We start from the raw sequence: 24,762 nt of genomic DNA, 5'->3' as shown, positions 1-24,762 counted from the left end.
CACAACAAAGAAAGTTACTTTTGATTAATCGATTGGTGATTATATCGATTGATTCTGACTTTATCGCCATGAGCGATCGCTCTAGCAAACTCCTCTAAGCTATAAGTCAAGTCATTGCGCACTTGTTAATAAGCAACAGCTGCTGAAGCCTCATGATGACTAGCCGAATCTAATTGAGACATCAACTCCTCAGCAAAACCAAAAGAAAGTGTCATTCCTGCACCACTGAGGGCGTTAATAATCGTGACACCTGGTTCCGGTTGAGCAACAAATTCAGTTTCACCAGGCAGCTTAGCGTAAATCCCATGCCATTTTTCTGCGATCGCTAATTCTGGAACTTTTGCAAACATCTGTAGATAGCTCAGTATATATTCATTAACTATTTCTTGATCAAACGGTTCAGGATTCAGTCCGTATTCGTGCGAATCACCAATAATAATTTCACCTAAAGCATTTTGTGACATCATCACATGAATTCCCCACTGTGGGAAATGAGACGTTTCCCTAGCAATTCTCTCTTTCAGGGCTGCTAGAGATTGACAATGAGCGAAAGCAGCATAATGCGTTAGTGTTAAACCTGCGGCTAGTGATGAACCAATCCTCCAGTTATTCGGTTGAGGAACCGTTCGCATCATTTGTAATTTCACTTTCGTCAAACCACTAGCTGCATAAGTTGCAGGATACAAAGTCTCAAAATCAGCACCACTGCATACAAAAATCTGTTCTGCAATCCAGTGTTCTCCACCAGCAACTAGCTGCGGATAAGCGATTTCTGTCACCACGTTCCCAAAGTGGAACTCGACACCGTAGGCATTGGCTAAAAAGCTGGGTAATTTCCGAATTGCCTCGCGCGGATCGACGGTCATTTCTGTAGGACTCCAAAGTGCTCCCAACAATCCCTCTATCACTACTGCTGGGCTTTTCTGTGCTACTTGGGCGGGACTGAGTAACTCTACACGCTGCGCTTCTTGAGCAGTATCAACAAACTCTTGCAGAACATCCATCTCATCCTGACGATAAGCTAAGTGTAAGGAACCACATTGCTCCGCGTAAAAATCTGCAAGCTGTGCAATCTCTACCCAAATAGATCTTGACTTCATAGCGCGGTCATATAAAACACCCGCAGGCTGACCAATTGGCCAAACCATACCAAAATTGCGAATTGACGCTCCAACAACGAGCGAATTTCGCTCAAACACGACAACTTTTCGACCCCGCTTAGCAGCAGCTAAAGCATGGGCTAAACCGACAATACCAGCACCGACAATTGCTACATCTGCTTGTTTTGATGAACTCATAATTAAAGAGGTATTCAAGTTAAACTAGCGATTTTGTTTTGAAATTCCGACAACGAATTGAATAATCCATCATTGGGATATTGAGCTAATTGCTCTTTAGTATGCGTACCATTCGTAACTCCAAAAGAAAAAAGACAGCCAGCATTGATACCAGCAGCAATATCAGAAGGTGTATCACCGATAGTAACTACAGTTTTGGGATCGGTAAAGCCTAGTTTGTACATAGCTTTTTGAATCATGAACGGCGCTGGACGACCTTCATGGTTATAGATTTCTGAAGGTGTAACAGAAGCTTGAATTGTTGATGTTGCTGAACCTACATATTCGCTATCTAATCCTTGGTTCCAACCTAATCGCTGTAAAATGATGTCTGTCACTTCACGATAAAATCCAGTATTTAGGGCAATTTTAATATTCTGCGCTTTGAGCCAGTCAAAGAGTTCTAAACAACCCTCTGTCGGTTCAACAGGCTGAGTTTTATAGTGGTCTTCGAGGATAGTTTTAAATTTAGAGAATGAATCGGTCACTTTAGCCTCATAGTCTGGATGCTCTTTGCCAATCTGCTCGTGCCATAAAGTTTGAAACACGAGTTTCTTTGACCATCCCATCATGAAGTTAATTCGCTCGGCATCTGCTTGTAAACCTGTGCTTTGGGCTGCCTGAAAAAAGCAAGATTGTACCTCTTGTTGGTCTTTAATCGTCGTTCCTGCCATGTCAAGTACGACTAGTTGAATCTTTGCCATTGTTTTTGCTGTAGCAGTGACAACGCTATCTATTTATCTAGATGTCTATACAAGCACATATAGTAACTAAGGTGGTTAAATTTAGCAACTAGGTTATGCAAAATTAACATTGATGAGTAGGGTAACCGGAATTTAACCTACGGCGCGGAATATTTTTGTATTCTGAAATATCAGGACATTAATAGCTGTGTGAACGAGCAGATTTACACCAACTATCGGTTACAACTGCCAGAACAGGAAATTCTTGGCACTTTGGTAGTGCGGGATCGGTTAATCGCTGACATTCAACCAGGAGTTGTCGCAATTGGGCAAAATGGTGGTGGAGATTATTTGTTACCAGGGTTAATTGAGTTGCACACAGACAATTTAGAGTGTTGCGTATCTCCTCGTCCTGGTGTTCGTTGGTCTGTAGAAGCTGCCGCAGCCTATCACGATCGCGCGACGATCAGTGCTGGAATTACGACAGTTTGCGATGCGATCGCTGTTGGTAGTGTCAATTCTTATAGCCTGCGCTTGACTCACTTTGCTGCAATGATTGATGCAATTTGCCACGGACAAGTTGCAGGGGACTTTGTCGCAGAACATCGGCTGCACCTGCGTTGCGAACTCAGCTATGACCAAGCTTATTATGTTGCGGCTCAATATGCTGATTGTCCTTTACTATCTCTCATCTCGCTAATGGATCATGCTCCTGGCGATCGCCAATTTGTGCGCACAGATAAGTTCGAGAAATATTATGTCGGCAAATACGGAGTAGCTGCTGATCGCATAAGCACATTGACTCAAATTTGGCAACAAGAACACCATCACCACGCATCTGTAAACCGTACAGCCATAGCCCAACTAGCTCAACTTAAAGGTATTACTCTTGCTAGTCACGACGATACGACTGTTTCGCACATCCAACAAGCAGTGCAAGATAAAGTAGCGATCGCCGAATTTCCGACAACACTAGTAGCAGCAAAAGCGGCTAAATCTTCCGGTTTACAAGTCTTGGTGGGCGCACCTAATTTAGTTTTGGAAGGATCGCAATCGGGTAATGTCGCTGCAAAACAACTCGTTGAGCAAGGTTTAGTCGATATTATTTCTTCTGACTATGCACCACAAAGTCTTCTCCATGCAATTTTTCTCATCTCTCGCTACCTAAATCAGCCGATCTACAAAGTGATGCGATTAGCAACTAGCAATCCTGCACAAGCTATTCATCTAGAGCACGATCGCGGTAGTTTGGCAATAGGTAAACGTGCTGACTTGATCGCTGTACGCGATCGCAGTGTGCCGCAACTGACTGCGGTGATCTGTCGAGGGAATCGCGTCGCATAAATCTATTAATCAAGATTAAACCAAGGATTAATCAGATTTAACCCAACATTAACGCCAGTCGTATAGCTTTTGCTTTAGCCTCTAATCTAGATGTCTATACATCTCGTTTGCATCTTGGAAGGTGAGGCATGTTCAGCCGGAGAAAGTGGTTAAAGTTTAGTTTGAGATCCGCGATCGCCTTAATGCTTACACTCGTTATTTCAGCCTGTGTTGTTAGGCGTGCTAACGAATCTAATTCAGCAAGTACAGTTGCAGATTCTTCAACAGCAATTACTGTTTACACGGCTTTAGAAGACGATCAAATTCAAAATTATCTGACGCTATTTCAACAAGAGCATCCTGATATCAAAGTCAACACAGTGCGGGACTCAACTGGAATTGTCACCGCGAAATTACTGGCAGAAAAAGACAATCCTCGCGCCGATGTTGTATGGGGCTTAGCTGTTTCAAGTTTACTTGTGGCGGATAGCCAAGGGATGTTAGAACCTTATGCTCCCACAGGATTAGAAAGAGTGCGATCGCAGTTTCGGGATGAGCGCAATCCGCCACATTGGGTTGGCATTGATGCGTGGATGTCTGCTTTTTGCGTCAATACGGTAGAGATGGAGAAACGAAATCTACCAATTCCGCAATCTTGGGCTGACTTGACAAATCCAGCCTATAAAAACTTAATCGTGATGTCCAATCCGGCTTCCTCTGGTACGGGTTTTTTGTCAGTTTCCGCAATTTTGCAAATGATGGGTGAAGAAAAAGGCTGGCAGTATCTCGATGCTCTGCATCAAAACGTTGCTCAGTATATGCACTCTGGCTCTCGTCCCTGCAAAGCAGCTGGAGCAGGCGAATACCCAATTGGTATTTCCTTCGACTACCGCGCAGTAACGCAAAAGAACGACGGCGAACCGATTGAAGCTGTATTTCCGCAAGAAGGTTCAGGATGGGATATCGAAGCGAACGCGCTCGTCAAAAAACCACAAATTAACCCAGCTGCAAAGACATTCTTAGATTGGGCAATTACTCCAGCAATTTCTCAAGAGTATGCCAAAAGCTTTGCGGTGACTGCGGTAAAAACCGATGTACCAATTCCTCAAGGTTATCCACAGGAACCACTAAAACAACTGATTAATAATGATTTCAATTGGGCAGCTACCCATCGGGATCGAATTCTTCAGGAGTGGACTAGACGCTACGACTCTAAGTCAGAACCGAAGACTTCGTAATTAGGAGCAGACAAATGAACTTTCCCGAACAGCCAACAACCCGACAGCAACGCCTCAAACAGCAATCAACATCTTATGAACCTACTTTAGCCAGGGAAATTGCACAACCTTATCTCCAAATCGAAAACATTCAAAAATCTTTTGGTAACTTTGTTGCTCTCCGCGACATCTACTTAGACGTCTATCCAGGTGAATTTATTTGCTTACTAGGTCCGAGTGGTTGTGGTAAAACAACATTACTACGCATTATCTGTGGGTTAGAAACTCAAACCAGTGGGCGCGTCATCCAAGGCGGAAAGGATGTTTCGCGGCTTCCCGCATCGAAGCGAGACTTTGGCATTGTCTTTCAATCATATGCACTATTTCCTAATCTCACTGCCGCCCAAAATATTGCCTATGGCTTGCAAAATGCTAAGAAATCTCAGCGAGAAATTAAAACCCGAGTTGAGGAGTTACTTGATACCGTCGGGCTAAACGGGATGGAAAACAAATACCCTGCGCAAATGTCGGGCGGACAACAACAACGAGTTGCTTTAGCGCGAGCCTTAGCACTATCACCTGGACTTCTGTTACTCGACGAACCACTTTCGGCGCTGGATGCTCAAGTTAGAGTTAGGCTAAGAACAGAAATCGCGCAACTACAAAAGCGTCTAGGAATCACAACAGTGATGGTAACTCACGATCAAGCCGAAGCTTTGGCAATGGCAGATCGAATTGTCGTGATGGATAAAGGCTACATTGCCCAAGTAGGAACGCCCCGTGCTATATATCAGCAACCACATACGCCATTTGTCGCTAATTTTATTGGCGTGATGAATTTTTTATCAGGAGTTGTAGTATCAGAAACTCAAGTGCGCTGCGGAAACATTATTCTGGAGGCACCACAAAACGTTGCTGCACCCGATCAGTCGGTGAGTATTGCGATTCGTCCAGAAGATGTGCAAGTGCTCAACACAGCAAATCAGCACTTGGTAGCAAATGCGATCGCCGCTGAAGTGCAGAGTATCGAATTTCTTGGTTCCGGCTTTCTAGTAGGTTTGCGTCCAGAAGGCAACTTCAAAGAACTCATTTGTGCCAACATCTCCGCTCAAGCAGCGCGACAGTTAGATCTCACTGAAGGTTCTGCATTCCAAATTCAACTGCCACCCGAATCGATCCGAGTATTCACCACTAATTCTGACGGGCAAGGCAGTGCCTCGCCCCTCTGACACTACTATATGACATCTTCCACGCCGCAAAGAACATTCCGTACAACGCTTAGGCAATATTTCTCTAGACGCCAGCAGATAGTTACCGCAGAAGACTGGCTGATGCGAGTGCTGCTGATTTTGGGAACGCTTTGGCTTTTGGTTGGGGTTGTTTTGCCACTTTACCCAATGCTGGTGCGCAGTTTTCAGAGTACAGATGGTGACTGGGTTGGTGTAGCAAATTACGTCACCTACTTAACAACTCCAGCATTAGCGGCTTCTTTGCTTAATAGTTTGTATGTAGCGATCGCTAGTACCATTATCTCTGTTGTTCTGGCATTTATCTATGCTTATGCGCTGACCCGCACAGCGATGCCAGGAAAAAATATTTTTCGTATTTTGGGGATGTTACCGCTATACATTCCGCCACTTGCTCATGCGATCGGATTGATTTACCTCTTTGGCAATCAAGGAATTATCACCACAGGTTTATTTGGTTTACTTCCTGGTTGGAATATTGGAATTTATGGTGCTAATGGCATCATTATTGGAGAAGTACTTTACTGTTTTCCGCAAGCGCTGGTTATTCTCGTCACTGCGTTAAGCTTGACTGATGCTCGATTGTATGAAGCATCTGAGGTTTTAGGTAGTTCTGCCCTGCGGACATTTTTAAGGGTGACACTTCCTAGTGTCAAATACGGCTTAGTTAGTGCTATTTTTGTGTGTTTCACGTTAGCTTTTACAGACTTCGGCGTACCTAAAGTAGTCGGTGGTAACTATAACGTGCTAGCAACAGATATTTATAAGCAAGTCATCGGTCAGCAAAACTTCTCGATGGGAGCAACTATTAGTGTATTTTTACTCGTACCAACTGTTGTTGCTTTCGTGCTTAATCAAATTATCCAGCGGCGACAGAATGCATTAGTTAGCGCTAAAGCAGTCCCTCTTCAACCTAAGTTTAATCCTCTTGTCGATTGGCTAGGATTTGCCTTTTGCATTTTAGTAGCACTATTTGCGATTATTGTTCTGCTAACAATTGTTTTTGCTTCTGCCATTCAAGTTTGGCCTTATAATTTCAATCTAAGTTTGCAGCACTACGACTTCAGTTCTGTAGGTGGCGGCGGCTATGCGGCTTACTGGAATAGCATTCGGATGTCATTCTATACAGCAGTGTTTGGTACAGTTGCTGTGTTTGTTAGTGCTTATCTTGTAGAAAAAGGTAAAGGATTAAATTGGTTACGCAGTATCAACTACTTTTTGTCTACAATTCCTTTAGCTTTACCTGGTCTAGTTTTAGGTCTTGCTTACGTCTTTTTCTTCAACTCTCCTTATTGGAATATTCCTTTTATTGAAGAGTATCTTTTAGTCAATCCTTTCAATTGGCTCTATGGCACAATGGGGATTCTGGTTTTATGTAACATTATTCACTTCTACACAGTATGTTTTCTGACTGCTAATACTGCGCTTAAGCAGATCGATCCAGAGTTTGAGTCGGTTTCTGCTTCAATGTCCGTCCCATTTTATCGGACGTTTTGGCGCGTCACAGCACCACTTTCACTACCAGCAATCTTGGAAATTGGCATTTACTTCTTTGTCAATGCCATGATTACTATTTCTGCGATCGTGTTTCTCTATCCTCCCACGTTACCAGTAGCAGCAGTCGCAATTGTCAATATGGACGATGCAGGAGATACCGCAGCAGCCGCAGCAATGGCAACTTTGATTGTCTTTACGAGTATCGGAGTCCGTATTCTTTATTGGTTTTTAACTCGTGGCGTACAGCAACGAACTCAAGCTTGGCGATCGCGTTGATTCACTTCTCACTGGCTAAAACAGTGTACTGAGAACTACATAACTACTCGGAGACAAGGCGATTAACAAGCTTTACGATGGATAAGTAAGAATGAAATACCTACACAAAGTATCTCATCTTTCTGCAAGATGGTTGCTAGACGGTTACTGATGCGATCCTATTCGCAATTGGGTAATAGTGAAATTATACGGCACGGGTGGATTGATGATGCAGTGGAAGTAATTTATGGAGCGTAAATGAGCGCGATCGCTTTCAACTCAACTCACTATTTTATCTGGTTGTTTCCTCCTAAATGATGCCTCGCTTGCTGCGGGAAACAGTTTGAGAAATGTCTGTCTAACTTGCTTCTCTGGGCTGCGCTTGAATAGCCAAAAAGTGGTTTCCCAGCAAAAAAACGACACGCCCTTGTAGCCTGCGGCACGCACTACCTCGACTTCATGAGCAAGGTTTTGAATCTGCTTAGCAGCTAAGACGGGTCCAGTGTAAAGACCAACGCTAATTGGTACGCTTTGATGCAACAAAGAACGAATTTTATTGTTACTCAATTCTGCCTTCAAAGCAGCTAAATCTTGCCGATAAACTTGTACGATGACTTCATCGACTAACCCTAACTCTACCCAGCGCGTCCAGTCTTGCAAGTATTTTTGATAGGCGAAGCTAGGTGGATGAGGTGATAAACACACGATTGCTTCTGGGCGTGCAGTTTTAACCGCATTGGTAATTTTCATCATGAGTTGCGTCAGCCGTTCTGCTCTCCAAGCTATCCACTCTGGCTCGGCAGGATTACTAGGGGGAATTGCACCATTGTGGTCGCTTTGATAAAGCTTAGTAGTGTAGGAGTCGTAGCCAAATTCAATTGGTAAACCGAAGTGGTCATCAAGCTGAATGCCGTCAACCGGATAGCGTTGCACGACCTCTACAATCAAATCCACAAGCAATTGCTGCACTTGCGGATGGAAGGGATTGAGCCAGCCGCTACCTTGGCTACCAGACTGAGTATTAGTTAACCAATTTGGGTGCTTTCGAGCAATTGGCGATTTGGTAGGCAGCATTAAACCATACTCAAACCAGGGAATTAGCCGCAAATGTTGACGGCGTGCCTGATAAACTAACCCTGCGAGCGAGTCTTGAACAGGTAGCAGTGGTAGTGAGGTGAGTGGATCGCGCTTCCTACCTCCCGCTTGTAAAGCAATTTCACTAGGATGAAGCGTATAACCCCGATTCCACACTGCTGGATAAATTGTATTGAGGCGATGCTCAGCAATATGTGCCACAGCTTCATCCATACGGGTTGTGTAGTACATTAGCGCTGCACCAAGATTAGTCATCCACACTCCCCGTAGTTCTTGCGTACTGAGTTTACCTGGTGAAACGACTGGGGAAAGCCAAAGTGATAACACTAGCCATAATAAAATGCATATTACGAACATTCGTTGCCAACACTGAGGAATTTGCCGCCGACGCTTTCTACTTAGTTGGAAATTTAAGCGTGTCATCGTTTCCAATTTATCTGTTAATCACTCGCGTTCGCGTTGCACTGAAAGGGTGTAGTATTCAGCGTGTTCTACTTAATATACAAGGCGATCGCTCTCACACTTTTATCTGATTTTACATAGCATTAAAAAGTACATGACTCAGAGCATCTTTAAGTAGTATCTCGGCTTCAGACGACTGCACTCGCTTCTAGATTTTTCCTTAACGCTACCTTGACAAGTAGTTAACACTTGATTGCTATTTTGCTTCTAGTGGAACAGGAGTGTGTTTACTTCTTTAAATCCCTTGTGAGGAGTGGTATGGGACGCTACGATTTTGAGCGCTTACTGGCGAGTAAGGTCAAGCGCAGAAGTTTGCTCGTTGGTGCAGGAACCTTAACTGGCTTAGCACTCGCAAGTCAGTGGTCGAGTTATGTCGTTGCCCGACCGCGATTATCTGACTATCCTTTTCAACTAGGGATAGCCTCGGGCGATCCATTGCCGGATGGTGTTGTACTCTGGACGCGATTAGCTCCTCAACCGCTATCCGGTGGTGGAATGCCACAGCACAATGTATCAGTGCGGTGGGAAGTAGCAACGGATGAAAATATGCGGCACGTTGTCAAAGTCGGCACGGCGATCGCTACTCCCGAACTCGCGCATTCAGTTCACGTTGACGTTCGCGGTTTGCGACCTGCAAGAGAGTATTTTTATCAATTCAAAGTAGGCAACGAGTATAGCCCGATTGGTCGTACTAAGACCGCACCAGCGCGTGGCGATCGCGTCAATTACCTTAACTTTGCCTTCTGCACTTGCCAAAAGTGGGAAGACGGGTACTACTCGGCGTATCGTCGCATGGCGGAAGAGGAGTTAGATTTAGTCTTTCATCTCGGCGATTACATCTACGAGTATGGTATCAGCCCAACAGGGGGCGCGCGTAATGTAGCGTTACCCGCAGCATATCAGCAGGAGACAACGACGCTCGAACAATACCGCCTCCGCTATGCCTTATACAAAACTGACCCAGACCTGCAAAAGGCTCATGCTTCGTTTCCGTTCGTTGTGACTTGGGACGACCACGAAGTAGATAACGATTATACCGATGCGATTTCGGAAGAAAATGACCCTGTAAAACAGTTCCTACAACGACGCGCAGCTGCATATCGTGCCTACTACGAACACCAACCGCTGCGGCGCTTCTCGCTACCGAATGGACCAAATATGCGCCTCTACCGCCGACTCAACTTTGGGGACTTAGCTAGATTCAGCATCCTCGATACGCGCCAGTATCGCAGTAACCAACCGTGCGGTGACGGCGAAACACCGCGTTGTGAAGCAGCGCTCGACCCTGCAAAAACGATGACTGGTTGGCGGCAAGAGCGCTGGCTAATCAAAGGACTAGAGCGTTCCCAAACTCGTTGGAATGTTATTGCCCAACAGGTGCTCATGGCAGAGTTGGATCACAAAATTGGCACGGGTAAAATCTTCTGGAACGATTCTTGGGATGGTTATCCTTTGGCACGCCAGCGAATTCTCAACCGCATTGTAAATCGAAAGGTATCGAATCCAGTCGTGATTACGGGAGACTGGCATTCGACGTTTGTCAACGATATCAAGCTCAACTTTAATAATCCCAAATCACCAACAGTGGCTGCTGAGTTCGTCGCGCCTTCGCTGACGAGTAATGGCGATGCTCAGGTTTACGGTCCGTACTATGGTCCGATGATTCCCGAAAACCCGCACATCAAGTTTTTTGATGGCGATCGCCGTGGCTACTTTCGCGTCAACCTCAATCATAAACGCTGGCAAACCGACTTACGGATCGTTACAACAGTAAGTCGCGCCGATGCGCCCGTGTATACTTTCGCTTCTTTTGTTGTAGAGAATAATCGCCCTGGCGTTCAACGTGCTTAACGCGATCGCTTTTTCGTATTCGGTACAAGAATGCTTAAAGTGTATGTAGCGTTTCACGCTATAAAACTGCGCTTGCAGAGCCGTGCCGTAATAAGCATTGATTAGTTCTTCAAGTTTACCAAGTTGCACAACTTGGTAAACTTTGCTAGAATTTAAGGTAACGAACTGCGCAAGTGTAATGAACAAAAAAGCCTTATTGCAACAGATACAGGCAGCAACTTCAGAAGAACAGAAATTAGTTGAACGAGTTCTTACTTCCTCCGCAGCACTTAAACCAGCGCTTATGGAAGCGTTGTCAGAGATGAATAAATCGACAGCACGGAGTAAGTTTCTACAATACGTTTTGGAAACAGCGCTTGCTGTCAGTCGAGAAGTTAAGATTGCTGATACCGATTTGACCGATCCTCAAACAGGATTTGAAACGATGGTTGAAATATTCGCGCGTCCAGAAGCACTCAAAGCACTTGCTCCTACTGACCCCTTGGCAGCTGCTCGGTTTAAGGGAGTGCAAGTTAAACACGAATTGCTATTTGGAGAAGGACAACCGCTAAAGAGTGAGGAAGTGGCACAGTTACTGCACGTCACGCGGCAGGCAGTAGACAAGCGGCGGTTAAAAGGACAATTATTAGGGTTGTCGTTAGGCAGGCGGGGCTACTTGTATCCAGCTTGGCAATTTCAAGCAGGGCAAGTGCTACCAGGTCTAGAGCGAGTCTTAGCTGCACTCAAGGATTACGACCCTTGGACTCAGTTGATGTTTTTAAAAACTGGTGACGTGCGTTTGGATGGCGCTACTCCGCTAGCGCGCTTGCAAGCAGGAGACATTGATGCAGTAGTCTGGGCAGCAGAATGTTATGGCACCCCAGGAGCCGCTTGAGGAGCCGTTAGCCCCGCATCCCGAACCGCCGCCTGATTTTGGCAGCCGCTTATTACCTGTGGTTGAGAGTAATGGTCCTTGGTATCGCTTAAACCCAGCACGTTACTCAAGTGCGCTATTTTTTGACCGCAGCGGCAAAGGTCGTTTTGATGGAGCAGAGCAGGGATACAGCATTTTGTATGTAGGAGCCGACGAGTACGCTGCTTTTATCGAATGCTTTGGTCGCGCACACGGAGCGCGGGGCGTGGCAGAATCTGCACTGCAAACGCGGAATTTAGTACGCATTACATCGGTGCGTCCCTTGATTTTAGCTGACTTGACGGGTAGTGGCTTAGTAAAGTTAGGAGCCGATTCGCGAATTGCTTCGGGTCCGTACTTGATGGCGCGGCAGTGGGCGCGGGCAATTTGGGAGCATCCGAGCGCAGTTGATGGACTGAGATACCATTCGCGTCACGACGATACGCGCATCTGTTGCGGACTTTTTGACCGAACGAAGTCGCTTTTGAGCGAAGAGAACTTAGGTAATTTGGTCGAGCAACATCCGGTACTACTTGCTCAGGTGTTGACGCACTACGACTATGGCTTACTGTAAGTGATGAATATATAGTAGCGAGCTACTTTTTCCTTCTACTAGAATTAGGAATCTTCAACGTCTGCACAGCGCGGCGCAGTGTTTCTTCGCCTCGACGGTCGTACTTCGCAGTCGTTGTTGGACTGGTATGACCCGCTAACTTTTGTACGGTGACAACATCTACCCCTGCATCTAATAAGTCAGAACAAAACGTCCTCCTCAAGTCGTGTGGAGAAAATGATTCTAGTTCAGCTATCTCTGCCCGATGCCGCAACATCCGCCAGATTGCGTCGGGGTGCATTCGTCCGACATGCAAGTGACCCCCGCGACGAATTCGGCAAAAGAACGGTCCTGGTTGGTCGCCGCGCACAGTTAGCCATTTTTTGACAAAGGAGAGCGCGTCACTTGGCAGATAGACCTTGCGATTCTTACCTCGCTTGCCTTTACGAACCAAAAGCTCTCCCGTACTTAGATTCAAATCGCTTAAATCTAAATTGACCAATTCCGACCGCCGCAAACCTGTAGCGAGTAAAGTAGTAACGATTGCGGCATCTCTAATATCAATAGGACTTGAAGCATGACACGTCTCCAATAGCGCTGCAATTTCTGCATTTGCCAAAGAACGTCCCCTTAACTCTGAGTCACCTGGGATATTCGCAAAATCTACCGCTTTGTTGTAATCTTCTGCCGCCATCAAATTGAGTCGGTATGCTTCTAAAAGAACTCGGCGCAAAGCCGAAAGCATCTTGTTTGCCGTTACAGGCGCGAGGAGATTGATTAACGCAACTCGCACCGCCGCCGTATGGTGGTAGCGCAACTTTGACCAATCTATTGTATAAGCATCGCATTCTCCTGAAGTTAGTAGCGCCGCAATTTTATTGAGCGAGTAAAGGATAGTGCGCTGACTGCCTGAACCCAAACCAGATATATATACTGCCGCCGGATGCCGCGTTAAGGGTAAGGGCGAAGCGAGCTTGAGGTCTTCTGGTTTGAGGGAGTCGAGGCGCAACGGCATGATAACTCGTCCAAGAAACAATTCTCACGAGTTATTTTTGCACGTATTTGCATTTGAGCGCGAGGAAAAACAATCGCGCGATCGCGAATTGCCTGTTGTGTAAGTCGCTTAAATACTACTCGATTAGCTTTGTTGACTTGCAACAACAATGAACCAGCAGTCGCGCTACTAGATGTAAAATTCTGATATAAAAGAATCAGCCCTCTGCAAGATTTAAGCTTACCAGAGGACATCATCAAAAATTTACATATTTAAGTCTGATTTAAAGCTTTCTATTTACCTCTGCCTGCATTAAAGCCATCATTCCAACCTCTCTTAATACCTCTTCCAACCTCATCTACGATACCAACTACGGCTCCTACCGTATATCCAAATAGTTGAGCAATTGAGCGAAACAAGTCAGAAATAAAATACTTCAAATCAGCTTCTGATTTGGTCGCAATTTTAAGTTCTGCCTCCGACATAGAATCAATTTGCTGTATCAATCTAGCTTTGATTTTATTTAGAGCGTCCTTTGGTATCTGCTCGGACGTGTTGACATATTTTGACATAACTAGATTCCTTTGTTGTATTTGTTGTAATGAGCTTACTTGCTGTGATATTCTAGCCATTCGAGAAAAGCACCTTTATTTGTAGCCAGCCTAGTGAATTCTTCTGCTGGCATACTTTCGACAATATCTGATATTTTCTGTACTCTAGAAGAAGCAGGTTGCTCAAACTGATATAGATTTTGTTTCTTTTCAGGTGGGAGAAGTTGAGGGTCAACTAACTCGAAAAAGTCTGCTAAAGCCTTGCGAGAAGCAACAACCCACTGGCGCTTTTTAGGTACAGCATCTAGCATTGCCGCAAAAAGCTGTGGTAAATTGTAGCGCCGGTTGGCTGAATATCCGATAACCGTTCCTCTCCAATGAGGAATTACCTCTCGAATTTTTTTCTTAACGTCATGAATTCTTCCAGTTATATTTTTTTCTTGCTCTTCGCTTGGAATATTAGCCAGTTGATGCCAAGCTGATTCACCTGGATAAACCAAATCAACTTTATTTAAAGCAAAAACCATTCGCTCTAACAAGTTTGGATTAATTTCCTGGATTTTTATTAAAGATTCTTGAACTGATGCAATAGCTCTATTTTGAGCGTCCAAAATCCATAATGCTACATCTACTTCCTTCAAAACTTTTTCATAAAGTTCCAGATGTTCCCTGTGCTTAAGGCGGCTTTCTCCCAATCCTGGTACATCATACGCAAGCAATATGCCCTTCATTCCGCCTACTTCATCAACATCAACTTCAACACCTTTCACAACTTGGGTACACGCCTCAATATGACTAACTTCACAACCAGCGTTAAAAAGTGCATTAAGTGTGGATGATTTTCCTACCCCAGTTTCACCAATGAATGCGAAGCGTGGTGGTGGCTCATTGTCTATTTTATGTTCAATTCGGCGGTAGATCTCTTCAAAATGCTCCTCATTCATTCTTTGCTCGCCGAGAATATCTTGTGCAATGCTTCGCACTAAGTTTTTTAAATCCATTCTATCATCTCCAAGTTTCTACAAAATATACAGTTTGTTGATTTTTACTTACTTTTAAGAGTGTTGACAATGTGTTATGAATTTGCAAAGTTCTATTTTTTTTACAATTCTTCTTGATTATTCAATAAGAACTATACCGATACTTTTAGCTACCTTTTGATCAAATCTTTTAAGAACCTAGCAATTAATACAGCATTTTCATAATAAGCAGTTGGCTTAATAGTTTAAATTATGCTGAATAGTATATTGACCACCTCAGTATCAAATTCTTAGTAGGCAGGCGAACGTAAATTTTTCTACAGAAGTATTACCAAATCAAGCAGTCTAAATTTATTCACTATTAAGCGACTCTTCTAATTGCTGATTAATTTCGATTTTTCTTTAATTTCTTTTTACTCCTTTGATACTAGCTAATTATTAATTTACTTGAAAATTTCTTCTTATGCTCCTTTGAATTAGCTTAAAACTGAGTCAACTCTTATGAATGTTCTGCTTTCATATTTATACCTTCAACTCTCTTTTACTTTGTTTGTGTAGCTGTTATTATAAAGAATAAAAGAAGTAACCATAAGAATTACGGCTATTTTGTGCCTATCAAATTGCTGTTTTCGGAAAAACTGATGCTTCAATTGTGCTTGTAAAATACAGTTCAATCCCAATTGATCAAGCTACAATGAACTACTGCGTATTGTTGAAATTTCATCTAAAAAAGCTATTTGACCTGACCATGCATATCTACGTTGCATATAAAACTTTGGTTCTCTCAAATGTAGTTTAGCGATTGCACTTCGCGCACTACCGACGAAGGCGATCGCACTTTGTTTGCATTCTGTCTACTCTATCTTGGCTAAGTTCGCTTTTACAGGAGACTTACTTCAACTTTAGACAACACCTTGGGCTTCATCTGCTCTAAATCTTGGAATACTGCTGTCGCATCATCATTAATAAACTTGTAATACTCAGTGAGGCTGCCAATTGGGTAATTGAAGGCTTTGTAGAGATATTTGAAGTACTTTTCTACATTTCCACGATGCTGCCAAGTACCAAGAACTTCAATTACTACGGATTTAAAGTGCTGCTTTAAGTCGCGCTGTATTTCTACTAATCGTTGTTCTATTGAACGCTGGGTGACTCCAATTTTATGCAACGTAACGCCATCTGCTTCGATTTGTAAGTAGTACAGAGTCTGTCGAAGAATTTTCTGGAACTGGGTGCAGTAGATTTTGTAATCTACAAGGCGTTCGGGAAAGAATAAGCTGGAATTAGACGCGAGTTCAGCTTTTTGCTTGAATTTATACAGCTTTTCTAGTAGCAGCGGTTCTTGTACATAATTAAATAGTTCTAGAGGAAGTGCGGCTACTGTAATTTGCCCTAGATGAGTAAATTGATACTCTAGGGCAGATGATTGTGCTATTTGTAATAAACCGTGCCAGATGAATTGCTTAGGAACTGAGAAGTGCGGAATATTACACTTTTTGATTCCGTACTCTCGCCAAAAAACTTTTAATTTCTCTAGCTCTTCCCCAGATAAACGGATATTAAAGCTGTCATACAGAGGTAGCGTTGGTAGTTCGCGATGTTTACTGACTACCATGAACTGGCAGGATTCCTCAGTATGCGCGAAGTGATTCTCTTTAGTTAAGTTTTGCCGCTTGGAACATCTTCTATATCCACTAGAACGTTGTTTGCATCAACACCGTAGCGCAACCACATACATCAGACTCTAGAAAGTACTGACGCTGCATTGTGCCAAGCTTTTGAGAGAAATGATTGCGTTGGTCAAGCGATCGCACAGCATTAGCAACCACCCTCTTAAAAAAAATTAAGTATAAATAACAAAACGGAATGGTATGCTGGCAGGCAAAAGAGATTATAAAGTGATGTACAATCGCACATAGCTCAGTGTCGAATCGCGGTAGCAGCTAGAAAGGGAGGTGTAGGAAAGACTACAGTTGCTTGTGGTTTGGCATCTGTATTCGCTCACTTAGGGCATCGCGTTCTTGTAGTAGATTTAGATCCACAATCTAAAGCAGGATATGTACTGGGGACTGACCCAACTGCCACAGGTACGGCTGAGCTATTGTCTAGAATTTTCCCAACACCGTTAGAAGCAGCATCGGGGCTATACATATTTACCAGGAGGACCAAAGCTAACAGGACACAATATTCAAGCATCAGACCCAGAAGACTTGGCAGATGCAGTTGCATCGTTAGACTACGACATATTGATTTTTGATTGCCCTCCTGGTGTTGAATACCTAGAACGTTTAGGCTTAGTTGCTGCTGACGTAGCACTGGTTTGTACTGACGCTCATCCACTTGCGGTTGTTGGTGCTGGTAGGGTGCTAAATGAGTTGAGTTTGCGGCAGAAAAGGGACGCAAGGGAGCCTCGCGATGGCCGCTAGTACTGAGCAAGATTGACTTGCGCCGTTCGATGGATCAGGCGTTAGATCAGCAATTAGCCAAAACTTATCCGTCGCTTAAACGGCTGACTATTCGCCAAGATGCGGCTTTGGCATGGGCTGGTGCTGAAAGGATGCCGCTGATGCAGTACGACCCTAACTCCAAAGGGGCGAAGGATTTATACAAGTTGTAGCAGAGTGGGTGTTAAATGGCTAGACCAAGAAAACGCGCTGATAGTGCATCGGTGCTTGAGCAAGCAACGATTGTGGCTAACGCGATTCACGAACAAGACCAAGCAGCAGCTTCGCAGTCTGAAGCCGATCGCATTCAACGAATCAATTTACCTTTATCTCGAATCTACCCCAGAGCAGAAGATACCCGTCCGTTACGCGACTCCCATGTTGAAGATTTAGCAGAATCTATTGGGGCTTTGGGATTAATTGAACTACTAGTGGTAGATCAAAAAGGCGTTCTACTAGCTGGCGGACATCGGCTAGCAGCAATTCAACTACTCAAGGAAACTAACTTAGAACTTTATCAGCAGCAATTTCCTGACGACATCATAGCTGTACGAGTTATGCCGTTTGATGCCGAGGCAGAACCAGAGCGATCGCTTCAGGTAGAGTTAGCAGAGAACGAGAAGCGAGTCAATTATTTGCGCGACCAAATCGAGCAATTAGCAGAGCGGCTGCGATCGCTTAATTATCGAGATATTCCTGGTCGTCCCAAGGAAGGAGAGACAGCGCTGGGTTCCGCTCTAGCAGTAGCGATTGGCGTATCTGCTCGATTTGGTCGCAGGGTTCTTGCTAAGCAACAAACCGATCAGTACAAAAATACTAGGGACTCAGTTCCTAATTTCTCGAAACTCAAGGCACTGCGGAAGATTGAAGCAGCAATTAGAGGAATTAATTACGGTAGACCTAAAGAAGTAAGGATAGATTATAGTCATGTACGAAATACCAAATAGCTCCGATATGGTTATCTAGCTTCTTTGAGAAGGACAAGGTATCTCGAACTAAACGCGCAACCCTTTGGCGTAAAGTGCAGTTAAACCACTCAATTAAATTGGTTCTACCACTGCTTTTACCAACTGCTCGATGTCTAGATTTGGGAATGACTTGCTCATATGCTTCCCAAAAGTCTGTGTAGCACACAGCACACTGCCGATATACCCCAGGCACGATTTTCATAAGCCTTGTGCGCCTTCACGACTACGTTTACCAACGTAGACACTAACGATTTCTCGTGTATTCACATCTAAGGCTAACCAAATCCACTGTTTGTTCTTCTTATTGCCTACAAATGACCACATCTCGTCACATTGTATTGTTAGCTGCCCCTTTTTTTAGGCCACGCTTCTACTGTTTTTGGCACGGACGAGTACTTAGCATTCACGTATGTCTGCAACCACTGCGATAGTTTCCCTTGTAACTCTGGCAATTTCTGCCAATGACAGCTTCTCTAACAACAACTTGTCGATCAAATCTCTGGTTTCCTGCCCAATGACCTTTTTTGTTGAGTTTTGTACAAATTGGCGCTTAGTAGTCTTTGCATTTGAAATTTTGGTTGCCATTGTGGATGAATCCGTTCTTGACAATACGATTAGAGTGGCAGCATGGACAAGTAATCGGGGTTTCTAACATGGCTTGGTAATAGAAAGACTTACCTTATCCTTACTTCTTTAGGACTACCCTTTTAGGTGCATTTTTGTTGTTTCCGCGCCTTGAGATGATTCCTCGCGATTATTGGCTTGCTCCGGTACAATGGCATTGATAAAACTTTGCCGAAAACATTATGGGTAGACTGTTTAGCTCTTTTTCAACTTCAGCGATCGCACGGCGTTACGCTTCGCCGCCTCAGAGCGTCGGTCGTACTTGGCAGTTGTAGCTGGAGAGGCGTGACTCGCCAGTTACTGTACCGAGAACAGGTCGGTATTGGTGTCAAACAAGTCCGAGCAAAAGGTGCGGCGAAAATCATGGGGGAAAAATTGCTCGACTCCTGCTCTGGTTGCCCGCTCTGGTACTAGCTTGTAGATGCCATCTCCATCAGGAGCAAAATGTCGCAGTTCGACTTTACCACCCTTGTTGACTAGGCAAATTAATGCCCTTGGAGAGTTCCCCCTGAATGCCAGCCACTCTCTCAAGATCGCCAGTGCCTCCTCACTCAGATAAACGACGCGCCTTTTCCCTCCTTTACCGCGCCGGACGACAAGGGAATCACTAAGTAGGTCTTAGATCGGCAAGCGTCAGATGCGCTAGCTCCTGCCGTCGCATGCCACCAATAATTCGCAACAATGCGATCGCCGCCGCATCCCGCAGGTCGAGGGGCGTTTTGCAAACTTTCTCAAAACCTTCTAGTTGAGACTTGCTATACCTTTGAGAATCTTTGAGTTTCATTCCTGATAAAATCTCTAGAATTATCTCCTCTGCACACTATGCTTTGCTGCAATTTCTTTGAGTGTGTTATTCATGATAAGTCCTCCGATTCAAAATCAATCTTTTCTTCAATATCAAAGTCAATAGCTGAATTATCCTCACGAACCGAAACTGTTTTATCTTCAATGAGTTTGTTATGACATCGACTAAGTGCAAGACTAAGGTGACCTGAGTTCAGGATAAGGATTGAGACAAGAAAGGGGCAAACTCGATAGGCTGAAAATGCTAAAATCTCTGCCTAGTTTGCCCTCATGTCTAATCTAGAAGACCTGTTTTGCTCAGTTGATGATTTTTGTCAAAGCTTTGAGTCGCATGGAAGCAGCAACTGTTGGGCGTTGGACTCCAGATGCGTCAATGACCTCGGAGGTTGAGTTTGAGCGAAATCTTGACGATATTGATTGCGATTTACAGTCGTGTTACCGCAACTTCAAAGCGTACTATAACCAGAAGGTTCAGAGCGAGTGGGCAAGTGCGTTTCCAGGATTGAGGAGCTATCAACGCTTCATCGAATGGATACCACGGACGCTCGTCCCAATGTGCGCCTATTTGCGGTCGTGTTTTGGCAGGTGCAGCGGCATCAGTTTTATGGGTTCCACCTCGCTGCGCGTCTGCCACAAACGTCGCATCGAGCGCAATAAAGTCTTTGAGACCGTTGCCGCACGCGGCAGAACCTCGCTCGATTGGTTCTTTGGCTTCAAGTTGCATCTGGTGGTCAATGACCAAGGCGAATTACTCAACATTATGCTCACTCTGGGCAACACCGATGACCGGACTCCCGTGCCAAAGTTACTGCAACAGTTGGTTGGCAAAGTCTTCGCAGATAAAGGTTATGTGTCTCAAAAGCTGGCAAAACAGCTACTCAAAACCGCAGGCATTCAACTCATCACCAAGCTCAAACACAACATGAAGCAGCAGCCGCTCAATGAGCGGCTGCTGCTTCGCAAGCGTTCCATCATCTCCCAGATTGAGCATTCACGCCACCGCTCTCCGGACAATTGCTTCGTCAACATTTTGGGCGGCTTGATTGCTTACTGCCATTAACCGAACAAGCCATCAATTGTGCTCGATCACAATCTGCTGCTCCTGGCTTAACCCGAACTCAAGTTAGCTCTACATTTGCTTATGCTGTCTATAGATCTCCAACAAGACTTTCTTTCACAACTAAGTGATGATTAGAAGAAAGAACGAATAGCAACTTACTTTCAAATTTTCTATCGTGAATTACAGCAACAAGCTGAGATGCTCGAAGATTTAAGTGCAACAAAGTTTTAATTAGGTTAAAAATACATTTTATGTAAAAAATTATTTACCCTTGACCTAAAAAAATATAGATTTACTGAAAAAGCCTTATGGTATTGTATTTCGGTTAAGTCAATCGTTTGTCACTATCTAAATTACCGTAGTGAGTGTTAATGTATCTCTTCAGAATTAACCTTGTAATATTCCTCCAAGCAGGAAAGCAATTTCTCTTCAATATCTGTCAAGTACGTTTGCCGACCTAAATCTTCTAAAACATTGTATGCACCTCGGTCAAGTAGACCCACATTCCGCAATCGTCGAATGCGTTTAAGAACTTGTGGTAGCTGACGACGTACGTTAGCTTCATCGATTGGTTGAAGATTTTCAGGTTTCACGAGTATTGTTGTGTCATGAACATCAACAGCTATTGTAAAGGTATTGATACTACAAACGATCGCCCAATAACCGTTATATTTTCGCATCGATCCCTCTAGCTTCACTAATGTAAATACATCTCCACAGGTACAAAAATCTCTAGCTTGAAGGAGAGGTTTTTCTTGAAGTTGCTCGACGATGCCTTTAATCAACTTGGCTGTAGGAGCTTTGTTTCCAGAAGCTTCTAGCACCTTCTCCCAAGCAATCGGTTGAAAATGCGGTGGTAGCTTAGCCAGTTCCCGACATTGACTTTCAGAGTTGGGGAATTTTTGTCTCCAAATTGGAGACATTTCATCCTGTAGTTCATTTTGTCTCCAATTTGGAGACAGATTCTCTAAAACTTGAGCAGCTTCGATCAACCGATAAGCATGGGCGCGGTTATATCCAAACCTTTCTTTGGCATATTCTTCAAAAGTTTTGTGAGTACTGCGGTATAAACGGCGATCGCGCAATTCTTTTAATGCTAACCACGCTTGGGCAATACCTCGATCAACTTTAAATTCTAAACGGTAGCGTTCTCGTTCCTCCGAATCGGAAAGTTCTTCTAGTACATCGGCATGCGCTCCTCTGTAAGGCGACTCAATCATCGTACTCGCCTCCTCAACACGAGTTAGCACTATATTAGGGGAGACTTCAGCGATCGCTTCCTTATGGCAAGTATCTGGTAATGCTGTTGGCTGCTGCTCGAACTCGCTACCAATGATTTCTAATTCAAGTGGGTTGCAAGATAACGTCTTATAAATCTCGCGATCGCTATCAAAATGTACCCAAACTTCGGGTAAAGCAAACCCTAAGTTGATTTCTTGAAACCTACCTTGTTCCCCTGTTCGTTGATGTCGCACGCGATCGCCTTTTCTTAAACTTTGTGCCGCAACTAAACGAGCTTCGTAGGTATCAGCACTGCTATTGGCGCAGGATTTAGATTTAATTTTAGGCATAATAGCTAAGGCGTGTATCTATTTTTGATTGAATCTCTAAGCTACATTCGGCTCAAGACAGTTAGTTTGAGCGATTGCTTCAATCTCCGACCAAGAGAGACTTCGCACTTCACTCCACAATCGTTGCGCTCCATTAACGAAGTAAATGGCAATGTCTCCGTTGTATGATTGCGAATACTCCATCAAACACCGCCGCTTTGCTTCATCTGCCCACTCTTTCCATCCACCTCCAGGTTTAGTAGGACTGGGTTTTGAACCTTTTCTTACAGCAGAAATAAACAAACCTAGCCCTGGCCTATTCTTCCAAGTCACTAACGCTTGTTTGAAATACAACAAAGCACCTTCAACATTATCTGGATATTGTTCTACGGCAGCACTCAGATTAGAATTAGCCTGCAAATTTTCAACAGGTTCATCAACGAGGATCGCTAATTCTTCTAAAACGTGAGTGAGTCGGGGTGATGGACAGTCTGCAATTCTTGTAGAACTTTCATTTCTAACTTTTGAGCGAGAAACTCTAGGAGAAGCTGACTGTACTGCTTCCGCTAGTAACATTTTCGCTTCTTCAACTAAGGAGCTAAAGATTGGTACCAGTGTGCTTTGCACTAACTGAGTTAAGTGTTCTGAAAGCGATCGCGCTTCGTTATGCAAAACAACTTGCTTCATTTTTTCTAACCCCTCCCCGATTGGTTCGTGTTGAGGGGTTAGGGGAGGAAAAGAACTTGCTTTATTGGGAATACCTTCAGAGGGAATACCTTCGTCTGTCAAATTTGATAGGGGTAGGGGTGTCAACTCTGGTGGGAGGGTACTATCAAATTTAGGAGAGGTACTATTTTTGTTACCCCTATTATTTTTAGCAGAGGTAAACGATGAGCGCAATTCCTGCAAACGTTGGGGTTGAACCCACTCAGATTGAGGTCTTGGGCGGCGAAGCGTAGTGTTTCCTGGACGTTCAATACTTTCGATCAATCCAGCTTGCTCTAATAGTTGTAAAACTTTTCTTGCTCGGTTGACAGTTATGTGGCAAGCAGCAGCCATGTTTGGGACACTTTCACTAGCTTCACCATCCTTACCAGCACGACGACATATACGCGCGTAAAGACGAAACTCAAATGGGTCTAATCCATAATCGTCTAAGTCACTCGGTACGAACAAGCGCAACTCGCGTTTTTCCTTGATAGCAGTTTTGCTCATAGCACTACCTCCTCAAACTCAGACATAGCCGCAATGCTTGTGAATCGTGCAACGATTTGTTGAGCTAGGAAAGTGAGTAGATCTAGGAAAGATTGATAGCCTGCTTGGGGAAATGTGCTACAAGTTGGTGACAATTTAAACAAAGAGTAGCACTTACTCTTGAAATTTGTTATACTCATAGTTATGACGCGCTTAATTTAAGGCGCTTATTTCGGTTAAGATGCGCTTGATTTAAACGTAGGTAGCGTAACTACCTATCTCCTCATCTGCTGCTACAGGTGAGGAAAATTTTTGTGAGGTAAAATAACATTTTGCGAGTCATGGTGAAAATTTCATCTGACATAAATCATCCGCGCTACCAGATGATCTCTCGCTTGTGCTATGTTAGAGAGTAGCATAACACATTTGTTAGCGAATAAAGCAACCTAAACTAGGATCGTTGTAAAAGATATGTACGTTTGTGAGTCCACAAGTAAAGAAAAATTCTTGCAACTCTCGTACAGGGATTTGAGACAACGAACAGGGATACAAATAAGTAACTGGTCTAAGTGGTTCAATGGTGGCATGTCACCAACACTCGACACTTTACGAAGGATCGCCAATGACCTAAATATGCCTCTTCTTGAGTTGATAGAAGCTTTTGAAGAACGGCGATCGCGCACTATACAGCGTTCTAAGGAAACAGAAAGTGCTTGAGCCGAGGTAATGTTGATACGATTATTTGAGTTTTTAAAGTATTAAGCAAAAACCATATTTTAATTACCCTAGTAGCAAATATGTCGTTACACTTGAGGCTCTTATTTAATTTAACTAATCTTAATAAATTAATAGCTTGTTAAGCTTTATTACATTTATTCTTAAATAGCAAGCAAGAGTACATGGACTTTTCTAAGCCTCACGTCTAATTGGTATAGTTACTCACCTTAGTAGTAAGAATATACAAATTTTTGCCACACAATTTCTTGAAAAAAGTTAACCTGATTTCAATGTCTTCGTAGTTTAAAGGTATTTATACTTACTGCAATTTTTGAAATTTCTAGCTTGTGCTGTGAGAAGTAGAAAGAAGTTAGCATGAATTTAGAAACTAGCTTGCTAAAAGAAATATTAAAATTGCACAATGCTATTACAAGCATCATGTCTTCATCTCCAGGGGTAACAGT

The 24,762-nt window shown here is 43.8% G+C and carries 26 protein-coding genes and 1 pseudogene; 14 read left to right on the top strand and 13 right to left on the bottom strand.

Annotation, left to right across the window (positions count from 1 at the left end; translation table 11 throughout):
- Positions 1–125: 125 nt before the first annotated feature.
- Together GLO7428_RS24295 and GLO7428_RS24290 are read right to left on the bottom strand one after the other, a co-directional pair.
- Complete coding sequence (locus GLO7428_RS24295) at positions 126–1,298, bottom strand: TIGR03364 family FAD-dependent oxidoreductase (protein ID WP_015191228.1); 1,173 nt, start codon at positions 1,296–1,298, stop codon at positions 126–128.
- Between the two features lie 14 nt (positions 1,299–1,312).
- Positions 1,313–2,041 carry an HAD hydrolase-like protein gene (locus GLO7428_RS24290; protein WP_015191227.1) on the bottom strand — a complete coding sequence of 243 codons (729 nt, stop codon included), beginning with the start codon at positions 2,039–2,041 and terminating at the stop codon, positions 1,313–1,315.
- A 189-nt stretch (positions 2,042–2,230) separates the two neighbouring features.
- Here GLO7428_RS24290 and GLO7428_RS24285 point away from each other — a divergent pair, with 189 nt between their 5' ends.
- The 4 genes from GLO7428_RS24285 to GLO7428_RS24270 all read left to right on the top strand — a co-directional run bounded on the left by GLO7428_RS24285 (position 2,231) and on the right by GLO7428_RS24270 (position 7,580).
- Positions 2,231–3,364, top strand: a complete 1,134-nt coding sequence (locus tag GLO7428_RS24285) for an alpha-D-ribose 1-methylphosphonate 5-triphosphate diphosphatase (RefSeq protein WP_015191226.1) — start codon at positions 2,231–2,233, stop codon at positions 3,362–3,364.
- Positions 3,365–3,492: 128 nt separating this feature from the next.
- The gene (locus GLO7428_RS24280) at positions 3,493–4,581 is read left to right on the top strand and encodes a putative 2-aminoethylphosphonate ABC transporter substrate-binding protein (protein WP_155824104.1); all 1,089 of its coding nucleotides are present in this window, start codon (positions 3,493–3,495) and stop codon (positions 4,579–4,581) included.
- Between the two features lie 14 nt (positions 4,582–4,595).
- Entirely contained in the window at positions 4,596–5,789 is a 1,194-nt protein-coding gene (locus tag GLO7428_RS24275; RefSeq protein ID WP_015191224.1) for a putative 2-aminoethylphosphonate ABC transporter ATP-binding protein, read from the top strand.
- A gap of 9 nt (positions 5,790–5,798) precedes the next feature.
- A complete protein-coding gene (locus GLO7428_RS24270) occupies positions 5,799–7,580 on the top strand; it encodes a putative 2-aminoethylphosphonate ABC transporter permease subunit (protein WP_041919526.1) in 1,782 nt (593 codons plus the stop codon).
- 258 nt (positions 7,581–7,838) lie between these two features.
- Here GLO7428_RS24270 and GLO7428_RS24265 read toward each other — a convergent pair whose 3' ends face one another.
- Positions 7,839–9,077 carry a glycoside hydrolase family 10 protein gene (locus GLO7428_RS24265; protein ID WP_015191222.1) on the bottom strand — a complete coding sequence of 413 codons (1,239 nt, stop codon included), beginning with the start codon at positions 9,075–9,077 and terminating at the stop codon, positions 7,839–7,841.
- Positions 9,078–9,374: 297 nt separating this feature from the next.
- On the opposite strand from GLO7428_RS24265, the gene GLO7428_RS24260 reads away from it, so the two are divergent.
- From GLO7428_RS24260 to GLO7428_RS24250, 3 genes are all read left to right on the top strand, one after another.
- Positions 9,375–10,967 (top strand): alkaline phosphatase, encoded by a 1,593-nt coding sequence (locus GLO7428_RS24260; RefSeq protein WP_015191221.1) that lies wholly within the window; start codon positions 9,375–9,377, stop codon positions 10,965–10,967.
- 178 nt (positions 10,968–11,145) lie between these two features.
- Positions 11,146–11,841 carry a hypothetical protein gene (locus GLO7428_RS24255; RefSeq protein ID WP_015191220.1) on the top strand — a complete coding sequence of 232 codons (696 nt, stop codon included), beginning with the start codon at positions 11,146–11,148 and terminating at the stop codon, positions 11,839–11,841.
- Complete coding sequence (locus tag GLO7428_RS24250; protein WP_015191219.1) at positions 11,819–12,433, top strand: RES family NAD+ phosphorylase; 615 nt, start codon at positions 11,819–11,821, stop codon at positions 12,431–12,433. Before GLO7428_RS24255 ends, GLO7428_RS24250 begins: the two co-directional genes overlap by 23 nt.
- Positions 12,434–12,455: 22 nt before the next feature.
- On the opposite strand, the gene GLO7428_RS24245 is transcribed toward GLO7428_RS24250, so the two are convergent.
- The 5 genes from GLO7428_RS24245 to GLO7428_RS29550 form a co-directional block, all read right to left on the bottom strand.
- Complete coding sequence (locus tag GLO7428_RS24245; RefSeq protein ID WP_015191218.1) at positions 12,456–13,427, bottom strand: site-specific integrase; 972 nt, start codon at positions 13,425–13,427, stop codon at positions 12,456–12,458.
- Positions 13,428–13,699: 272 nt separating this feature from the next.
- Positions 13,700–13,978, bottom strand: a complete 279-nt coding sequence (locus tag GLO7428_RS24240) for a hypothetical protein (RefSeq protein ID WP_015191217.1) — start codon at positions 13,976–13,978, stop codon at positions 13,700–13,702.
- A gap of 35 nt (positions 13,979–14,013) precedes the next feature.
- Positions 14,014–14,958, bottom strand: a complete 945-nt coding sequence (locus GLO7428_RS24235) for a GTPase family protein (protein WP_015191216.1) — start codon at positions 14,956–14,958, stop codon at positions 14,014–14,016.
- An 859-nt stretch (positions 14,959–15,817) separates the two neighbouring features.
- On the bottom strand, positions 15,818–16,552 hold the full coding sequence (locus GLO7428_RS24230; protein ID WP_015191215.1) for a GIY-YIG nuclease family protein: 735 nt from the start codon (positions 16,550–16,552) through the stop codon (positions 15,818–15,820).
- A gap of 79 nt (positions 16,553–16,631) precedes the next feature.
- A complete protein-coding gene (locus tag GLO7428_RS29550) occupies positions 16,632–16,766 on the bottom strand; it encodes a hypothetical protein (protein WP_255348407.1) in 135 nt (44 codons plus the stop codon).
- Between the two features lie 86 nt (positions 16,767–16,852).
- On the opposite strand from GLO7428_RS29550, the gene GLO7428_RS29840 reads away from it, so the two are divergent.
- From GLO7428_RS29840 to GLO7428_RS24220, 4 genes are read left to right on the top strand one after another with little or no spacing between them, the layout of a single operon-like run.
- On the top strand, positions 16,853–17,194 hold the full coding sequence (locus tag GLO7428_RS29840; RefSeq protein ID WP_339366850.1) for an AAA family ATPase: 342 nt from the start codon (positions 16,853–16,855) through the stop codon (positions 17,192–17,194).
- Positions 17,148–17,363, top strand: coding sequence for an AAA family ATPase (locus GLO7428_RS29835; protein ID WP_339366845.1), 216 nt, complete (start codon positions 17,148–17,150; stop codon positions 17,361–17,363). Before GLO7428_RS29840 ends, GLO7428_RS29835 begins: the two co-directional genes overlap by 47 nt.
- 17 nt (positions 17,364–17,380) lie before the next feature.
- Positions 17,381–17,554, top strand: a complete 174-nt coding sequence (locus GLO7428_RS29830; protein WP_339366844.1) for a hypothetical protein — start codon at positions 17,381–17,383, stop codon at positions 17,552–17,554.
- Positions 17,555–17,569: 15 nt separating this feature from the next.
- The gene (locus GLO7428_RS24220; protein ID WP_015191214.1) at positions 17,570–18,328 is read left to right on the top strand and encodes a ParB N-terminal domain-containing protein; all 759 of its coding nucleotides are present in this window, start codon (positions 17,570–17,572) and stop codon (positions 18,326–18,328) included.
- Here the strand turns inward: GLO7428_RS24220 and GLO7428_RS27525 are convergent.
- Positions 18,282–19,004: pseudogene (locus GLO7428_RS27525) on the bottom strand (IS1 family transposase). The gene GLO7428_RS24220 and the pseudogene GLO7428_RS27525 sit on opposite strands and share 47 nt — an antisense overlap.
- Positions 19,005–19,141: 137 nt before the next feature.
- Here GLO7428_RS27525 and GLO7428_RS29230 point away from each other — a divergent pair.
- A complete protein-coding gene (locus GLO7428_RS29230; RefSeq protein WP_231295684.1) occupies positions 19,142–19,387 on the top strand; it encodes a hypothetical protein in 246 nt (81 codons plus the stop codon).
- Here GLO7428_RS29230 and GLO7428_RS29225 read toward each other — a convergent pair.
- Both GLO7428_RS29225 and GLO7428_RS29220 read right to left on the bottom strand, forming a co-directional pair.
- A complete protein-coding gene (locus tag GLO7428_RS29225) occupies positions 19,271–19,528 on the bottom strand; it encodes a hypothetical protein (RefSeq protein WP_369792539.1) in 258 nt (85 codons plus the stop codon). The two genes, GLO7428_RS29230 and GLO7428_RS29225, sit on opposite strands and share 117 nt — an antisense overlap.
- A 52-nt stretch (positions 19,529–19,580) precedes the next feature.
- Positions 19,581–19,757, bottom strand: coding sequence for a hypothetical protein (locus GLO7428_RS29220; RefSeq protein ID WP_231295683.1), 177 nt, complete (start codon positions 19,755–19,757; stop codon positions 19,581–19,583).
- A gap of 351 nt (positions 19,758–20,108) precedes the next feature.
- Between GLO7428_RS29220 and GLO7428_RS24205 the strand changes: the two genes are divergently transcribed.
- Complete coding sequence (locus GLO7428_RS24205) at positions 20,109–20,837, top strand: IS982 family transposase (protein ID WP_369792538.1); 729 nt, start codon at positions 20,109–20,111, stop codon at positions 20,835–20,837.
- Between the two features lie 368 nt (positions 20,838–21,205).
- On the opposite strand, the gene GLO7428_RS24200 is transcribed toward GLO7428_RS24205, so the two are convergent.
- Positions 21,206–22,408, bottom strand: coding sequence for a hypothetical protein (locus GLO7428_RS24200; protein ID WP_015191212.1), 1,203 nt, complete (start codon positions 22,406–22,408; stop codon positions 21,206–21,208).
- Positions 22,409–22,444: 36 nt separating this feature from the next.
- Complete coding sequence (locus GLO7428_RS26310; protein WP_015191211.1) at positions 22,445–23,602, bottom strand: helix-turn-helix domain-containing protein; 1,158 nt, start codon at positions 23,600–23,602, stop codon at positions 22,445–22,447.
- Positions 23,603–24,052: 450 nt separating this feature from the next.
- Here GLO7428_RS26310 and GLO7428_RS24190 point away from each other — a divergent pair, with 450 nt between their 5' ends.
- A complete protein-coding gene (locus tag GLO7428_RS24190) occupies positions 24,053–24,298 on the top strand; it encodes a helix-turn-helix domain-containing protein (RefSeq protein WP_041919525.1) in 246 nt (81 codons plus the stop codon).
- Positions 24,299–24,762: the final 464 nt, after the last annotated feature.

This window comes from Gloeocapsa sp. PCC 7428, from assembly GCF_000317555.1.
Classification (GTDB): Bacteria; Cyanobacteriota; Cyanobacteriia; order Cyanobacteriales; family Chroococcidiopsidaceae; genus Chroogloeocystis.
The sequence above is the reverse complement of the archived record's forward strand: the minus strand, read 5'-3'. Positions and strand labels throughout refer to the sequence as shown.

Coding starts and splice junctions, on each gene's coding strand:
- GLO7428_RS24270 (WP_041919526.1), top strand. CDS start 5,799: ATGACATCTTCCACGCCGCAAAGAACATTCCGTACAACGCTTAGGCAA.
- GLO7428_RS24275 (WP_015191224.1), top strand. CDS start 4,596: ATGAACTTTCCCGAACAGCCAACAACCCGACAGCAACGCCTCAAACAG.
- GLO7428_RS24245 (WP_015191218.1), bottom strand. CDS start 13,427: ATGCCGTTGCGCCTCGACTCCCTCAAACCAGAAGACCTCAAGCTCGCT.
- GLO7428_RS24240 (WP_015191217.1), bottom strand. CDS start 13,978: ATGTCAAAATATGTCAACACGTCCGAGCAGATACCAAAGGACGCTCTA.
- GLO7428_RS24250 (WP_015191219.1), top strand. CDS start 11,819: ATGGCACCCCAGGAGCCGCTTGAGGAGCCGTTAGCCCCGCATCCCGAA.
- GLO7428_RS24295 (WP_015191228.1), bottom strand. CDS start 1,298: ATGAGTTCATCAAAACAAGCAGATGTAGCAATTGTCGGTGCTGGTATT.
- GLO7428_RS24280 (WP_155824104.1), top strand. CDS start 3,493: ATGTTCAGCCGGAGAAAGTGGTTAAAGTTTAGTTTGAGATCCGCGATC.
- GLO7428_RS24265 (WP_015191222.1), bottom strand. CDS start 9,077: ATGACACGCTTAAATTTCCAACTAAGTAGAAAGCGTCGGCGGCAAATT.
- GLO7428_RS24260 (WP_015191221.1), top strand. CDS start 9,375: ATGGGACGCTACGATTTTGAGCGCTTACTGGCGAGTAAGGTCAAGCGC.
- GLO7428_RS29220 (WP_231295683.1), bottom strand. CDS start 19,757: ATGAAACTCAAAGATTCTCAAAGGTATAGCAAGTCTCAACTAGAAGGT.
- GLO7428_RS24200 (WP_015191212.1), bottom strand. CDS start 22,408: ATGCCTAAAATTAAATCTAAATCCTGCGCCAATAGCAGTGCTGATACC.
- GLO7428_RS24230 (WP_015191215.1), bottom strand. CDS start 16,552: ATGGTAGTCAGTAAACATCGCGAACTACCAACGCTACCTCTGTATGAC.
- GLO7428_RS24235 (WP_015191216.1), bottom strand. CDS start 14,958: ATGGATTTAAAAAACTTAGTGCGAAGCATTGCACAAGATATTCTCGGC.
- GLO7428_RS24205 (WP_369792538.1), top strand. CDS start 20,109: ATGGAAGCAGCAACTGTTGGGCGTTGGACTCCAGATGCGTCAATGACC.
- GLO7428_RS24220 (WP_015191214.1), top strand. CDS start 17,570: ATGGCTAGACCAAGAAAACGCGCTGATAGTGCATCGGTGCTTGAGCAA.
- GLO7428_RS24255 (WP_015191220.1), top strand. CDS start 11,146: ATGAACAAAAAAGCCTTATTGCAACAGATACAGGCAGCAACTTCAGAA.
- GLO7428_RS24290 (WP_015191227.1), bottom strand. CDS start 2,041: ATGGCAAAGATTCAACTAGTCGTACTTGACATGGCAGGAACGACGATT.
- GLO7428_RS24190 (WP_041919525.1), top strand. CDS start 24,053: ATGTACGTTTGTGAGTCCACAAGTAAAGAAAAATTCTTGCAACTCTCG.
- GLO7428_RS26310 (WP_015191211.1), bottom strand. CDS start 23,602: ATGAGCAAAACTGCTATCAAGGAAAAACGCGAGTTGCGCTTGTTCGTA.